Source organism: Xanthomonas prunicola (assembly GCF_002846205.1).
Lineage (GTDB): Bacteria > Pseudomonadota > Gammaproteobacteria > Xanthomonadales > Xanthomonadaceae > Xanthomonas > Xanthomonas prunicola.
This window is the reverse complement of the sequence record NZ_PHKV01000002.1, coordinates 458,004-471,432: the sequence shown is the minus strand read 5'-3', so window position 1 is coordinate 471,432 and position 13,429 is coordinate 458,004. Positions and strand designations below refer to the sequence as shown.

Here is a 13,429-nt window from a genome sequence, read left to right as displayed (position 1 = left end):
CTGCGATGCCTGCCATGGCCGCAGAGCCTGCGCCCTCATCCACTGCAGGTGCCGGCGCGCGCATCCGGATGTTTGGTCAGAATGGCGTTGGCATCGTGCTGTACAAGGATGCGGTGTGCACGGCCAAGTATGGCGAGAAGGTGCGCGCATCCGGCTCGCTGAAGAGCGCTTTCGGGTCGTTGATGGGCTCGGTGAAGAATGAGCCGATCGGGATCCCGGAGACGGAGAATGTACGTCGTCTGGGCGACCGGAAGATGATCGGCTCCAAGCCGTTCTACAAGGAATACGCGATAGAGCCGGGTAAGCCGGTCGTTGTGGAGGCTGGTGCGAGTTCACCGGCACATTGGAATCAGGCGCCTGGGTACCACGTTGGCTGGAGCTGCGGCGCACTGCTTGCGTCCACGTTTGTCCCGGAGCCGGGCGCAGATTACGAAGTGGCCCTGAACCTGGATTTTCGTAGTTCGGTGTGCACGTTGGCGGTCAACCGTGTGGATGCCAGTGGTCAGGTCAGCCCGGTGGATGTGGCGCCGGTTGCCAAAGACTGCAAGTAACTGCAGCCCATCGTCGCAGCAGAAACAAGACAGGTGCAGCGCAAGCGCTGCACGATTGGTAGTGGCGATTCCCGGATGCTTGATTCAATGCCATCACGCCTGTCATTGCTGGCAGCGTGTATCACCGCGATTGCCTGGGTAACCCCCGCAGCTGTCGCGCATCCGGGTGGATTGAACAAGCAGGGCTGCCACAACGACCGCAAGAACGGTGGCTACCACTGTCACCGCGCCGCCAGTGGCGAAGGAAGACCGGCGGCCGCTGCAGAGCCGCTTGATCCGTCCGCGTGGATGCCATCGACCGGGGCGGTCTTCCGCAATTGCGCAGAAGCGCGTGCAGCGGGTGCTGCACCGGTGCGGCGTGGCGATCCAGGATACGGCCCGCATCTGGATCGCGATCATGATGGCGTGGGATGCGAGCCGTCGCGTCGGCGCTGATTCACGACGCCATCCCGCCAGCGCTTCACTGCCACGTAGGGCGCATCCGTGCTGCTAGCATGGGCCACGCATCTGTCCTGGATGCGCGGCCCGGTACCGCCACTCACCAATCCGTCGGCGCGTAATCCTTCAGGAACTGCCCCCACACGTGCTCGCCGGTGTTGAAGCCGTGGATGATCGGGTCGACGATGCGGGCGGCGCCGTCGACGATGTCCAGCGGCGGGTGGAAACGCTCCTGCTGCACCTTGAGTGCGGCGATGTCGGCCGGATCTTCGTCGGTGACCCAGCCGGTGTCCACGCTGTTCATGTGGATGCCGTCGTTCTGGTAATCGGCCGCCGAGGTGCGCGTCATCATGTTCAGCGCGGCCTTGGCCATGTTGGTGTGCGGGTGGCGGGTGGTCTTGAAATTGCGGTAGAACTGGCCCTCCATCGCCGAGACGTTGACGATGTGCTTGTCGCGCTCGGGCGTGCGCAGCATCAGCGGCTTGAGCCGCGCGTTGATGATGAACGGTGCGATGGCGTTGACCAGTTGCGTTTCCAGTAACTCGACCGACGGCACTTCGGCCATCAGCAGTCGCCAGGAATTACGACCGCGCAAATCGACCTGTTGCAGGTCCTGATCCAGGCGCCCGTCGGGGAACAGATGCTGCTGGCCCACCAGTTCGTCGTCCAGCAGCGCGATTTGCGACAGCTCGGCAGCGCGGGTGAGGCCGTCGGCGCTGTCCAGGCCACGTCCGTGTACCGCCGGCAGTGCGGTGGCCGAGGCATCGCGGAGCAACTCCGGAGTGCGCAGTCCCTCATAGTGCCCGACAAGGTTACGCACCGTCTCCGGCAATTCGTGCAGCGCTGCGGTTTCGCCGGCCATCATGTGCGCGTAGAACTGCGGCGGGCGGCGCACGGTCTGGCAGGCGTTGTTGATGATGAAATCCAGCCGCTCACGCGTGGCCAGCAGTTCATTGCAGAAGGCTTCCACGCTGGGGGTGTGGCGCAGGTCCAGGCCAAACACCTGCAGGCGATGGCCCCATTGCGCGAAGTCCGGTTCCTGCGCGTAGCGCGCAGCCGAATCGCGTGGGAAGCGCGTGGTGACGATCAGGTCGGCACCGGCGCGCAACAATTTCAGGCCTGCCTGATAGCCGATCTTGACCCTTCCACCGGTCAGCAACGCCACGCGCCCGCGCAGGTCGGCGGTCTCGGTGCGCTTGAAGAAATTCAACTCCGCGCAGGCCGGGCACATCTGGTCGTAGAAGTGATGCAGCTCGGTGAACTTCTGCTTGCACACGTAGCAATGCCGCAGCTCGGGCGAATGCAGCGGCTCCGGCGTCTCGGACGCGTTCTCGCCGTTATGCGCGTCGTGCAGGCCTGCAGCATGCGGCGGGAAAAAGTTTGGCGTGCTGAACACCGGCTTGCGTCGCAGTGCGCGGATGCCGCGTTGTTCCAGCAATGCTTCGGCCTTGCGCACCTTTTCCTGATGGCGCTCACGCTCGCGTTGCTTGAGCAACTGCCGCCGTGCCTTCGGCTCGGGGTGATAGACCTTGGCCACCACCTGGTGCAGGCGCACGCGGTCGGCTTCTGGCAGGGTGTCCAGTACGCTGCGGTCGGCGTCGATGGCCTCCAGCAAGTCCAGTGCCGCGCGCAGGCGGTCGGTGAGCGGCAGGTCGTCGTTGGCGGGCAATGGCGGGGCAGTGGTGTTCAAGGTAGATCCGGAAAGTAGCAGTGGAAAGCGAAGCTAAAGGCAACACGCAGCGACCCAGGCAGCGCGACGTTGCGGTATCGCGTGTCGTGCGGGACTGGACTGATGCTATCGACAGTGAGCATTTTCGCCGATTCTTGCGTGTGGGTGCCAGAATCTACCGGCCGGCACGCCTGAATTGCGCAAAATCTCATCCGACCCCGGCAAGCTGGACTGCCGTTGCTCGCTTGATCGTTGCCTAGTTGGCAGCAGATGCCTTGGGCACAATGACCTCGCCATCGGCGGCGCCGTCGACGGTTAGGGTAAGTGTTCCCGAGCGTGCAATGTCCGGTGGCGTGATGGGCGGCAATCCACGCAGCGCTGCCAGATGCTCGGGAATTCTCGCTTCTTCTTTGGCGACAAAGGTGTCCCGGTCGACCTTGCCAGCTTCATCCTTGTAGCTTCGGCTGAAGTAAACTTTTGCAAGCGTTCCTCCAGGCGCAGTTTGCCAGTGTGCAACCTGGTACTCCACGGCATCGTCGCGCATTTGTGGTGTGGCAGCCGCCGTCTCGTTCTTGGTGGGGAAGACATGGATTTGCTTGAAGTGTGGATTTCCGCTGCGCTCTCCGGTCTGGCGTACCCGTTCCAGATTGGCCCCTGGACTGCTGCCGTCGGAGTGATGGAAAACGCCAATCATCGTGCTCCACTTGTTCAGGCTTTGGCCCTTCGGGATATATTCAACATAACGAAGTGAGCTCTCGAGCGATTCAGAAATATAGCCAACATAAAAAGGGTTCCTTCGAATTCAATCCGTCTCGGAACCCCAGGTATGTCGATATTGGCAAGGATGGATGTCGGAGAAAGGCGGGCATCAATCTGCTTGCCACCGCAGCTCCCTTGAACTTCGGTGACGGTACGTAAGTCAACTTTTTGGTTCGCGGGGTCGAATTCAACGTCGACCTTATCAGTGCCATCATCATTCCCCCCATCCATATCCCATCGCTTCACGCGAAAAGCGGATGATGTATGGCTTTCCAAGTGCCCTGGTCACTTGTTTGGCTGTCCAGCCAGGTTTGATGGACTGTGCTTTTTCGCAATCAATCGGTCTTGGTCTCGTTGCCGACGCAAGCGGTGCGCATAGAAGAGATGCCACGAAAATCGCCGTGTACCACAATGTGTGCCAGTGGTGCATGGCGATCCTCAAGATCTTGACAAAAGTCGATTTTTTCTCGGCTCGACATAGTTTATTGAAAATTTTCGGGCGCTTCACTACAGGTGTTGGAAAAGACAGCATATGCGTGCCTCTCACGCATTCTCCAACTCGTGTGAGCTACGGTGAAAGCCTGTAATGTGCATGGAGAAGACATCATGGGCCTGCTGGTCGATGGCAAGTGGCAAGATCGTTGGTATGACACCGACAAGAGCGATGGGCGCTTTGAGCGGTCGCAATCGCAATTTCGTCACTGGGTGACAGCCGATGGCTCTGCCGGGCCGCATGGAGAGGGCGGATTTCAGTCGGCGGCGGGGCGTTATCACCTGTATGTGTCATTGGCGTGCCCATGGGCACATCGCACCTTGATCTTTCGCCGCCTCAAGGGCTTGGAATCGCTGATCGACGTATCGGTCGTGAATTGGTTGATGCGCGACCAGGGCTGGACGTTCGATCCTGGCCCGGGCGTGATCGCCGATCCGCTTCACCACGCCCAGCGGTTGTATGAGGTGTATCTCAACGCCGATCCGCACTACTCCGGGCGAGTGACCGTGCCGGTGTTGTGGGACCGCGAGCGCAACACGGTGGTGAGCAACGAGTCGGCCGACATCATCCGCATGTTCAATAGTGCCTTCGACGAGGTAGGGGCGACGGAAGGCGATTTTTATCCGGAGCCGCTGCGTGAGCAGATCGACGCGGTCAACGCGCGTGTCTATGACACTGTCAATAATGGCGTATACAAGGCAGGCTTTGCGACCACCCAGGCGGCCTATGAAGAAGCGGTGGCGCCGTTGTTCGAAAGCCTGGATTGGCTGGAAGCACGCCTGAGCGCACAGCGCTATCTTTGCGGCGACCGCCTCACCGAAGCGGACTGGCGCCTGTTTACCACGCTGGTGCGCTTCGATGCGGTGTACGTGGGGCACTTCAAGTGCAATCTGCGGCGCATCGCCGATTATCCACACCTGTCGGGATTCCTGCGCGAGCTTTACCAGATGCCCGGGATTGCCGAGACGGTGAACTTCCAGCACATCAAGGGTCATTACTACCAGAGTCACGACACCATCAACCCGACCGGTATCGTGCCGATGGGGCCGGTGCTGGATCTGCATGTACCCCATGGCCGTGGTGGCTGATTCACATGTCCGACATTGCCTGCTCTCCGCGGTCGCGTATGCTTCGCACCCACACGATTAACAGGATTACGTCATGCTCAACCATGTGATGGTGGGATCGAACGACATCGCGCGTACGCGTGCGTTTTACGATGCGGTGTTAGGCGGCGTCTTCGGCGCACCCCCGCCGCTTGTCAATCAGGCGGCCACGGGGCATACGCGCCTGTTCTACCGGCATGCGGGCAGCACCTTTTGTGTGAGCGAGCCGATCAACAACGAACCGGCAAGTCCTGGCAACGGTGCAACCATTGGTTTCAAGTGTGACTCGCCGGAGCAGGTGCAACAGTTTCATGACGTCGCGGTGGCTGCAGGTGGTGCCTCCATCGAGAATCCGCCCGGTTTGCGTGAGAGCAGCATGGGGCCGACGTGGTTGGCTTATGTGCGCGATCCTGATGGAAACAAGCTCTGTGCGATCTATCGCCAAGCGTGAGCGATGCCGAAGCGGCGTGCCGAGTACGCCGCGTGGCCTGCAGGAAATGGAGTTTCCATCCGCGCCCAATGGTGCGCCTGCGCGCAGGCTGGTGCCATCTGTTCCTGAGAACTTGATGGCACTTGACGACCCGCTAGACCCCAGGTTCGCACCGTCGTTCGAGATGAGTGTCGAGCACCAGCTCAGCGGATTGAGGTGTCCCGGCATCAGCGCAACGTGCGTTGGAGCGACGATGGTCAACACTCACCTGCATTGCACTGTGCCAGGGCAGCGATTTACTGCCCAGTAGCCGGTGTGGAGTGTGTCGCAAGGCTGGAGTGCAATGGACGAGGTATCTTGCCGAACTAGCCTAGGCGCAGTGGCGATATCCCTGATGTAGGTTGCATTCTCCAGCAAGCGCGCGTGACGGCGCCCAAGCGCTGGGCGACCGTGGCCTGCGCATCCAGTGGCAGGCTTTCACGCACTACGCATGAGTCAGTGGACGTGCGTTATCGCTTCGCCGCATCGCGCATGATCAGCGTCGCCGCACCTACCGAAATCGCATCTTCGACAACGCCGGTGCTGGTCTGGCCATAGCGCTCGATCGCACGCATACGCGCATTGAAGGTGAGATAGGCTGCGGCAACTGCGGTCGTTGCGCCGAGCAGTGCGGCGATGCCGCGTTGTTCACGCGGTGCCAACGCCGTGCCGACGATGACGCCGGTGGCGATGCGGGCGATCATTCCGGGAAGCACGATGCGGTCCGGAGCGGTCTTCATCTTGTCGCCGGCCAGTTCGCCGCCAGCCAGTGCCAGCATGCCGGCCGATGCCAGAGGATTGGCGAGCAAGCCGGGCGCGCCATTGTCGGCGGGAAGCTTGCCGGTGCGTGCAGCATTGGCGACGGCCGCCAGCGGCGTCATCGAGCGCATCCCGGCAACGGCGCCCATCAAAATGGAGTGGATCAAAGCCATGTGCACCTCTGCATGTGCGCGACCATCGCAGGCCGGATGCGCTGCGCGTGGCACGTCGTTAGTGATTCGCGCAGACTAGGGCGTGGCATGTGTGGGAGTTGGCAAGACCCTGTGCACGCCGCGCATTGCTTGTGTCCGCATGCGGCTGGTCCCCTAGGCAAGGCACTGGCAGGCCGTCAGGTGGCGGATCGCGGCTGACAATGGATTTGCTTGCCGCTAACGCAGGACGTCAGCATTCCGACAGCATCCCGTGCTGTCACCGCTCGCTCCGATCGTCAGCCTTGATCCCGAGCAACTTCTTCAAGCCGTGCGTGATGCCGCGTGGCCCGATGCTCAGGTGGTCCTCGTCATTGAGGACTTCCAGTGCGAGATGCAACGACGGATAGCCGCGTGCGCGCAGTGTCTTCGCCATGATCTGTGCGTCGATGACCATGTCGTAATTCTGGTGGTAGCGCACTTGCTCATACTCGCCAACGTACATGTACACCTGCGCCGGCAGATCGCCATGCGAGGCGGCGAAGGTCTTTTCCTGCGCCACCATGGCATGCTCGCCATACCAGTACGACGGGCTCCCCAGGATGTAGCCGGAAAACATCTCAGGGCTGCTGAGCAGAATGTCCGTGCCGAGCAGGCCGCCGTACGAATGACCCAGATACAGGCGCCGCTGTTCATTGGTTCGATAGCGGTTGGCAACGAACGGCAACACCTGCTCGCGCAGGTAGCGGATATAGGCGGCACTCTTGCCGTGGGTCGCAACCGGCGCTGCGGTGGGGCCATCTTCCGGCGTAGGCGTGTAGTCGCGCCTGCGGCTGGGCATGGGCTCCTCGCCGACGGCGTAGGACAGCCCAACCAGGATGAACTCCTCGATGGCCGGGCCTTCGCCATTCAAGCGACGCGCGATCTGTTTGACCAGCGCAAACGCGTAGTCGCCGTCGGTGGCATACAGCACCGGGTAACGCCGTTGCGGATTGTCCGCATAACCGCGTGGCAGGGCGACAAAGACCTGATAGCGACGACCTGAGACTGGATCCGGCACGTCCCAGACCTGCGTATCGGCCAGTTCGTAAGGGTGGCCCTCGCCACGCTGGCTGCCGGGTAGGTGGGCAGGCGTGCGCGCTGTGATTGTTGCCTGCGGCGTCGCTGCTTCAGCCGGCGCCGGCGCCTTGCCGCAGCCGACCAACAGCACGATTCCCAATCCTGCCAACAACACATTCTTCAAAACAGCCTCCTGCAGGATGACGTCGGACTCGTGTGGCGCACTCGGCACGCGGCGTTTAGTTGAGGCGACCAATCGAGGTCAACGCCGCTGTTTTGGCCATGTCGTTCGGATTGGTGCCTGGCATGTCCTGCGGCACGGGCATGCCTTTGCTGCGGTAGAAATCGGTCCAGTACGGCGAAATCTCGCCGGTCTGCAGGTTCTTGAAGTTCATCGGTTGCAGGGCAAACACGTGATGCGCGCGGAAGGCGCGCTCGATGAAATCCGAGCAGTAATAGCTGTTGTCATCCTGCACGTAAGTCTCGTTGTAGGGCTTGCCGAGCATGCGCCGTGCCTGGGCAATGGCATCGGGGATGGCAGGGCGATGTTCGGTACCGAGCCGGTATACGACGATCTGCCGCTGCTTGGCGGTGGCCTCATCGATAAATGCCTGCAGTGGTTGCTCGCGCGAGCCGTGTTCGTCGGCGTGCAGCACCACCGCGGTATCGCCGGCATGCGCCACCAGCGCGACATGATCGAAGCTGAGCTCGCCTTGCGTGCCGGTCGCGTCGTCGATGGCGCCGCTCAGGCCGGTGCGCGCCGCGGTGACGAACAGCAGGTCGCCATCGCGCACTTTCAGCGCCAGCGCCGTGGCGGGCAATAAGGCGACCAGCAGTAACAACAGCAGTGCGATGCGCATGGTGCGAGGCTTCAGGACAACGAAGCCGGCATTATCGCCGGGATGGGCGTTGGTGGCGCCAAACGCATGTGAGCACTGCGCGCGTGCCACCCGCATCGGGTAGCAAGGCGCATGCGCTTGCCAGGCCTTTGGACGTCAATTCGTGGTTCTGAACTGTAGACTGGCCCATGCCAGCGGGCGTCGCCGCCGCCATCGCGTCGCGGCAATCCCTGTCGTCTGGAGTGGTGTATGCGTGTGTCTTCTGCGTTGTCGCCGATCGGCCGGTTGTTTGCATTGGCTGCGTTTTTCGAGGGGCTGACCTGGGCCGGATTGTTAGTCGGCATGTTTCTGAAATACGGCCTGCAGAACACCGAGCTTGTGGTCTGGGTGTTCGGGCGCCTGCATGGCGCGGCGTTTTTGTTCTACGTCGCGGTCAGCGTGATCGCCGCATTGCGGCTGCGCTGGCCTTGGTGGGCGTGGGCCTTGAGCCTGCTGGCGGCGTTGCCGCCGTTGGTGACGGTGCCGCTGGAGATGTGGTTCCGGCGTATCGGCTTGCTGTGCCAGCGGCAACCTGCTGCGCACTGATCCGCTGCGTGCTCGGCGCGCGCAACGCCCTTGCAGCACGATCGCCGGCCAATCTGGCCAGCCAGATCAAGGTGCCGGTGTTTCTTGCAGCCGGCAGCAAGGGCGAGCGTGCACCGATCGAGTACACCAAGCGCATGGAGCACGCACTCAAAGCTGCCGGCGTGCCGGTGGAGTCGCTGTACTTCCCAACGAGGGCCATGGGTTCTACACCCAGCCGCACCACCGCGAGTACTACACGCGCTCGCTGGCGTTTTTGAGCAAGCAGCTGGGTGGCAGCACGGCGAAGTGAGTGGCCAACGTGTCAACCGGGTTTGCCCGGATGACACGTGTGGCCTGGCCATGTGGTGTTGCCAACCGTTAGCCGCGGAGATAGCGCACCATCGGTCACCGCACTGCCTGCATGTCGCTCAATTCGCCGGCATCGGCTTCATCTGGTACTGCGCCGGCGGGGTGGCGCCGAGCAGGTACTGCACGAAATAGTCCCAGCGGCGGCGGGTGACGTACGGCGTGAGGTCGCCGTAGCCGTGCTTGGCGTTGGGCAGCATCAGCATGTCGAAGTTCTTGTTGGCCTTGATCAAGGCATCGGCCACCAGCAGGGTGAGGTACGGCGGCACGTTGTCGTCCAGGGTGCCGTGCACCAGCATCAGCCGGCCCTTGAGCTTGCTGGCATGGGTGGCGTTGGCCTGGTCGTCGTAGTTGGAGGTGCCGTCCTTGTTGACGATGTGCTCGCCGTGATACTTCTCGGCCCAGTCGTCTTCGTAGCCGCGGTTGTCGTGGTTGCCGCTTTCCGACCAGGCCACCTTGAAGAAATCCGGGTAGCGCAGCATCGCGGCGGTGGATGCATTGCCGCCGCCGGAGTGGCCCCAGATACCGACGCGGCCCAGATCGATCCAGGGGTAGCGCTGACCCAGTTCCTTCAAGCCGGCGACCTGGTCGGGCAAGGTGTTGTCGCCCATGTTGGCGTACCAGGTGTCGTGGAAGCTCTTGGAGCGCCACGGCGTGCCCATGCCATCAATGGCGACCACGATGAAACCCAGCTCCGCCAGCGATTGATTGTCGCCATGGCCGGCGAGGAAACTGCGCCCGCGCACCGAGCCGGTTTGCGGGCCAGGGTAGACGTAATCGATGACCGGGTACTTGCGCGCCGGGTCGAAGTTGCTGGGCTTGAACATCAGGCCGTACAGCGTGGTCTTGCCGTCACGTGCCTTGACCGTGATGGGCTCCGGCGGCACCCAGCCGGCGGCCTTGAGGCGCGTGATATCGGCGGTGGCGATCGTGCTGACAGTGCGGCCATCGCCGGCCTCGCGCAGCAACGTGACTGGTGGCGTGACCGAGGTGGAATAGGTGTCGACAAAGCGTGCGCCACCGGGCGACAACGCGATGCTGTGGTTGGCAGGTTCGGGGGTGAGCAATACTGGCGCGCCGCCATCCAGACTGACTTTCCACAGCTGCTGGTAGTACGGGTCCACGCCCGCGCTGCGACCGACGCCGACAAACCAGGCGGTGCGCGTGACCGGATCCACGCGCAGCAACTCGGTCACGTTGCCGTCGCCCGTGGTGATGGCGCGCTTGGGTTTGCCGGTGGCCAGATCGTAGAGATACAGCTGGCCCCAATCGCTGCGTTCGGAAAACCACACTGCCTCGTTGCTGGCCGGCAGATACGCCCAGTTGGCGGCGACCTGGCCGCTTTCGTAATAGGTTTTGACGGCTTCGTCGAAGGCGGTACGTACCGCGCCCGTGCTGGCATCGGCAATACGCAACCAGGTTTGCTTGTGGAAGCGCGAGGTGGAGGCGAAGGCCAGCGTCTTGCTGTCCGGCGCCCACTTCACATCGTCCCACAGGCCCGGCGAGCAACTGACGTCGTCGCAGAGCGTGGAGCGGTGTTGATCCGGCGGTGTCTTCAGGCGTAGCACGCTGCGGGTGGGCACGTCGACGATGACGCGCTCGATCATGGTCACGTCCTTGTCGCCGGCCAGCGGATATTTCCACGACTGCAGTTCCGGATGCCCAAGCTTGGTGCTGACCAGATACATGTCGCCGGTCTTGCGTTGGTCCTGCTGGAAGGTGGCGATCTTGCGGGAGTCCGGCGACCAGGCCACGATGGCATTGTCGGTGTGCTGCCAGCCGGCGTTGTCGGTGGCGTAGCCGAAGTTCTCCACGCCATCGCGGGTGAGCTGGGTTTCCTGGCCGCTGGCCAGATCGCGCACCCACAGATTCCACTTGCGGATGAAGGCTTCGCTGCGCTTGTCCGGCGACAGCACGCCCGGCTCGGCCTTGTCCTTTGCATACAGCTTGCTGCAGCGCGCACGCGCATCGCAGACCACGGCGGTACCGCGCACATTGAGGCGGTAGCGACCATCGGCGGTGACCTTGACCACCGGCGCGAAGGTATCGGCCTTGAGCGGCTTGTCGCCGGTCTTGAGCAGCGTGTTGAGCGAGGCGACCAGCGCGGACTGTTTGAAGATCGGTGCGGTCTTGCCGGTGGCGGTATCCAGCTGCAGCAGCCGGTTGCCCTTGGCATCCTGATCGACATACACCACATGCGTGGCGTCCAGCCAGTCAATGCGGGTGGCGGCGTGGTCCACCAGCGGCTGCGCGGCGTAGCTGATCAGCCGCTCGGCGCGCGCGTAGTCGGCCTCGGTGACGGCAGGCGTCTGTGCGCTGGCGAGTGCCGGCAGGGTGGCCAGGGCGATGGCGACGAACAGGTGCCGCAACGGCAACGGGGTGGGCATGGAAGTCTCTCCGGGACGAAAGGAGCGCGCAACGCGGTCGGCGCGACCGTCCGATGCTACCCGCCATGTGGGCCGGGTGCCTCTGCCAGAAGTCGTGTTTGTGCCTCGGCGACCGAAGCGGGGCGTATCCGTGATCGAGCGGTTGCCAAGCGGATCGCCCCCGGTCCGGCACCGCTACAGCGTGACCGTGGGGGTTCGTCGAGCGCGATGCCCATCGAGGGAGAGAACACCCTTGGACTGCACTTGGGCCGGTGATCGGTCAGCCGTTGACGATGGGAATGTCCCCGCCATGAACTCCGCTTCTCGGCGTCCACACAGGACCATGCGGCACGATCTGGGTTGACCGAACGCACGCAACGTCGACTGGAGGCCGTCTGATGTCCTGGTTTCGCCGCTTGGCACTGTCCCCCTTTCTCAAGGCGCACCCGCCGCGCAAGACGCAGCCTGCCCCGGCGGATCTGATTGCCGCCTATGCGCCGGTGTTGCCTGCCAGCCTGCTTGAACTCTGGCGCCAAAAAGGACTGGGGCACTATGGCGACATGCAACTCGCGCTGATCGACCCCTGGCAATGGCAACCGGTGCTGGATCGCTGGATCGTCTCGCCACCCGATGCGGTGCGGCGTATTCCGATCGCGCTCACCCCCTTCGGCGCGCTGCTGTACTACCGCAAGCTGACCGCCACCGACGAAGACGTGGTCTACCTGGACCCGGTCTCCAAAGCCGCCGCTGACCTGAGCTGGCGCCTGGACGACTTCTTCAACCAGTCCCTGTGCGAGGCGGAATTCTGCGACTCCCTGATCCCATCGGCCCTGCTCGCCGCCGCGCGCAAGGAGTGCGGCGCACTGGCTGCGGGCGAGGTCTACGAGATTGATCAGATGCTGTTTTCGATGCAGATGTTGCGGGTCGACAAGGTCGATGCGTTGGCGCTGCACACCCGACTTCGCGATGCTGTCGATGGGACCGCAGCCGTCGCCGATGCACCTACGACCCATGGTGACGCATTGCCTACAGCGCAGCGCTCAATGTTCGAGGACATCGTCAACGGGTCACAGTCCAGCAACGCGCTGCACGGCCTGTACCTGTCGTCGTATATCGATTGGCATCGCATGCTGGCGCTCGAACCCGACGGCCAGTATCGCCTGCTGTTCTGGAAAATCGATCATCGCAGTCTTGCACGCACCGATGTGCGTGCGTATGCGGGCCGCTATGCGGTGACGCATAGCGAGATTGGCGACGAACACGTGACGCTCGATATCCGGCTGCGCAGCGACTCCAGTGGTAGCGATGCCAACGATGCGCAGCTGGTGGTCATGCGCTCGGGGACCGACATGTTCCTGCTGCGCGCCGACGAACTGGCAGACATGGCAACGGCGATGGACGGCTCGAAGACGCTGGGCCGCAGCGAGTACTACTTTCGCAAGGTCACGTTGAGCGACGCATTCGCCGAGGAGCCATCCGGTGGACGCGCTGCGCCGCCGCTTGCCGATCTTCCACGCGCGTTGCAGCAACGGGTGACTGCCGAAGCGATCGTCGCCACCATCACCCATGTGGACGACGTCGACCCGGACGCTGAAGACGACGGCGCCGGCACCGTCATGTGCACCCTGGACCGAGGCCAGGGCGATGGGCTGCGCATGAACATGCCGCTGCGCTCGCCGCCAGACACGGGGCGTGGCCTGTATGGCTGGGTCTGGGAGATGCACCCCGCAGCGTGTCGGGTCGGCATCAAGTATCAGCGCGATAGCGATGGCAAGGTGGAACACGGTCCTGTTGTCGGCGATGTGTTGACCAGTCGCCTGAGTGGGGAATGAGATGCCGGTG

General features: G+C 62.8%; 12 protein-coding genes and 1 pseudogene. 7 read left to right on the top strand and 6 right to left on the bottom strand.

Annotated features, from left to right (window positions below):
• The first annotated feature begins 5 nt into the window (after nucleotides 1-5).
• Both XpruCFBP8353_RS08515 and XpruCFBP8353_RS24610 read left to right on the top strand, forming a co-directional pair.
• On the top strand, nucleotides 6-551 hold the full coding sequence (locus XpruCFBP8353_RS08515) for a hypothetical protein (protein ID WP_243391091.1): 546 nt from the start codon (nucleotides 6-8) through the stop codon (nucleotides 549-551).
• 75 nt (nucleotides 552-626) lie between these two features.
• A complete protein-coding gene (locus tag XpruCFBP8353_RS24610) occupies nucleotides 627-986 on the top strand; it encodes an excalibur calcium-binding domain-containing protein (RefSeq protein WP_407071306.1) in 360 nt (119 codons plus the stop codon).
• 103 nt (nucleotides 987-1,089) lie between these two features.
• Here the strand turns inward: XpruCFBP8353_RS24610 and XpruCFBP8353_RS08505 are convergent, their stop codons facing one another.
• Both XpruCFBP8353_RS08505 and XpruCFBP8353_RS08500 read right to left on the bottom strand, forming a co-directional pair.
• The gene (locus tag XpruCFBP8353_RS08505; protein ID WP_101362834.1) at nucleotides 1,090-2,679 is read right to left on the bottom strand and encodes an SDR family NAD(P)-dependent oxidoreductase; all 1,590 of its coding nucleotides are present in this window, start codon (nucleotides 2,677-2,679) and stop codon (nucleotides 1,090-1,092) included.
• Nucleotides 2,680-2,914: 235 nt separating this feature from the next.
• Nucleotides 2,915-3,352, bottom strand: coding sequence for a hypothetical protein (locus tag XpruCFBP8353_RS08500; RefSeq protein WP_133125631.1), 438 nt, complete (start codon nucleotides 3,350-3,352; stop codon nucleotides 2,915-2,917).
• 671 nt (nucleotides 3,353-4,023) lie between these two features.
• Between XpruCFBP8353_RS08500 and XpruCFBP8353_RS08495 the strand changes: the two genes are divergently transcribed.
• Nucleotides 4,024-4,998, top strand: a complete 975-nt coding sequence (locus XpruCFBP8353_RS08495; RefSeq protein WP_101362832.1) for a glutathione S-transferase family protein — start codon at nucleotides 4,024-4,026, stop codon at nucleotides 4,996-4,998.
• Nucleotides 4,999-5,071: 73 nt separating this feature from the next.
• Nucleotides 5,072-5,467: a VOC family protein gene (locus XpruCFBP8353_RS08490; RefSeq protein WP_101362831.1), complete on the top strand. Its 396-nt coding sequence runs from the start codon at nucleotides 5,072-5,074 to the stop codon at nucleotides 5,465-5,467.
• 488 nt (nucleotides 5,468-5,955) lie between these two features.
• Here the strand turns inward: XpruCFBP8353_RS08490 and XpruCFBP8353_RS08485 are convergent, their stop codons facing one another.
• The 3 genes from XpruCFBP8353_RS08485 to XpruCFBP8353_RS08475 all read right to left on the bottom strand — a co-directional run bounded on the left by XpruCFBP8353_RS08485 (nucleotide 5,956) and on the right by XpruCFBP8353_RS08475 (nucleotide 8,327).
• On the bottom strand, nucleotides 5,956-6,417 hold the full coding sequence (locus tag XpruCFBP8353_RS08485; RefSeq protein ID WP_162300987.1) for a DUF4126 family protein: 462 nt from the start codon (nucleotides 6,415-6,417) through the stop codon (nucleotides 5,956-5,958).
• 256 nt (nucleotides 6,418-6,673) lie between these two features.
• Nucleotides 6,674-7,606 (bottom strand): alpha/beta hydrolase, encoded by a 933-nt coding sequence (locus tag XpruCFBP8353_RS08480; protein ID WP_101363087.1) that lies wholly within the window; start codon nucleotides 7,604-7,606, stop codon nucleotides 6,674-6,676.
• 85 nt (nucleotides 7,607-7,691) lie between these two features.
• Nucleotides 7,692-8,327, bottom strand: coding sequence for a YiiX/YebB-like N1pC/P60 family cysteine hydrolase (locus XpruCFBP8353_RS08475; protein WP_133125643.1), 636 nt, complete (start codon nucleotides 8,325-8,327; stop codon nucleotides 7,692-7,694).
• Nucleotides 8,328-8,540: 213 nt separating this feature from the next.
• Here XpruCFBP8353_RS08475 and XpruCFBP8353_RS08470 point away from each other — a divergent pair, with 213 nt between their 5' ends.
• Both XpruCFBP8353_RS08470 and XpruCFBP8353_RS08465 read left to right on the top strand, forming a co-directional pair.
• A complete protein-coding gene (locus XpruCFBP8353_RS08470) occupies nucleotides 8,541-8,876 on the top strand; it encodes a DUF3817 domain-containing protein (protein WP_101362830.1) in 336 nt (111 codons plus the stop codon).
• An 11-nt stretch (nucleotides 8,877-8,887) separates the two neighbouring features.
• Nucleotides 8,888-9,165, top strand: a pseudogene (locus XpruCFBP8353_RS08465) (alpha/beta hydrolase family protein); the annotation flags it as partial.
• Between the two features lie 118 nt (nucleotides 9,166-9,283).
• Here the strand turns inward: XpruCFBP8353_RS08465 and XpruCFBP8353_RS08460 are convergent.
• Nucleotides 9,284-11,608 carry a S9 family peptidase gene (locus tag XpruCFBP8353_RS08460; protein ID WP_101362829.1) on the bottom strand — a complete coding sequence of 775 codons (2,325 nt, stop codon included), beginning with the start codon at nucleotides 11,606-11,608 and terminating at the stop codon, nucleotides 9,284-9,286.
• Between the two features lie 377 nt (nucleotides 11,609-11,985).
• Here XpruCFBP8353_RS08460 and XpruCFBP8353_RS08455 point away from each other — a divergent pair, with 377 nt between their 5' ends.
• Nucleotides 11,986-13,419: a GAD-like domain-containing protein gene (locus tag XpruCFBP8353_RS08455; protein ID WP_101362828.1), complete on the top strand. Its 1,434-nt coding sequence runs from the start codon at nucleotides 11,986-11,988 to the stop codon at nucleotides 13,417-13,419.
• Nucleotides 13,420-13,429 lie beyond the last annotated feature (10 nt).

Excerpts from the sequence above, each read along its gene's own strand:
- XpruCFBP8353_RS24610 (WP_407071306.1), top strand. The coding sequence starts at position 627 with ATGCTTGATTCAATGCCATCACGCCTGTCATTGCTGGCAGCGTGTATC.
- XpruCFBP8353_RS08455 (WP_101362828.1), top strand. The coding sequence starts at position 11,986 with ATGTCCTGGTTTCGCCGCTTGGCACTGTCCCCCTTTCTCAAGGCGCAC.
- XpruCFBP8353_RS08490 (WP_101362831.1), top strand. The coding sequence starts at position 5,072 with ATGCTCAACCATGTGATGGTGGGATCGAACGACATCGCGCGTACGCGT.
- XpruCFBP8353_RS08470 (WP_101362830.1), top strand. The coding sequence starts at position 8,541 with ATGCGTGTGTCTTCTGCGTTGTCGCCGATCGGCCGGTTGTTTGCATTG.
- XpruCFBP8353_RS08485 (WP_162300987.1), bottom strand. The coding sequence starts at position 6,417 with ATGGCTTTGATCCACTCCATTTTGATGGGCGCCGTTGCCGGGATGCGC.
- XpruCFBP8353_RS08460 (WP_101362829.1), bottom strand. The coding sequence starts at position 11,608 with ATGCCCACCCCGTTGCCGTTGCGGCACCTGTTCGTCGCCATCGCCCTG.
- XpruCFBP8353_RS08515 (WP_243391091.1), top strand. The coding sequence starts at position 6 with ATGCCTGCCATGGCCGCAGAGCCTGCGCCCTCATCCACTGCAGGTGCC.
- XpruCFBP8353_RS08500 (WP_133125631.1), bottom strand. The coding sequence starts at position 3,352 with ATGATTGGCGTTTTCCATCACTCCGACGGCAGCAGTCCAGGGGCCAAT.
- XpruCFBP8353_RS08495 (WP_101362832.1), top strand. The coding sequence starts at position 4,024 with ATGGGCCTGCTGGTCGATGGCAAGTGGCAAGATCGTTGGTATGACACC.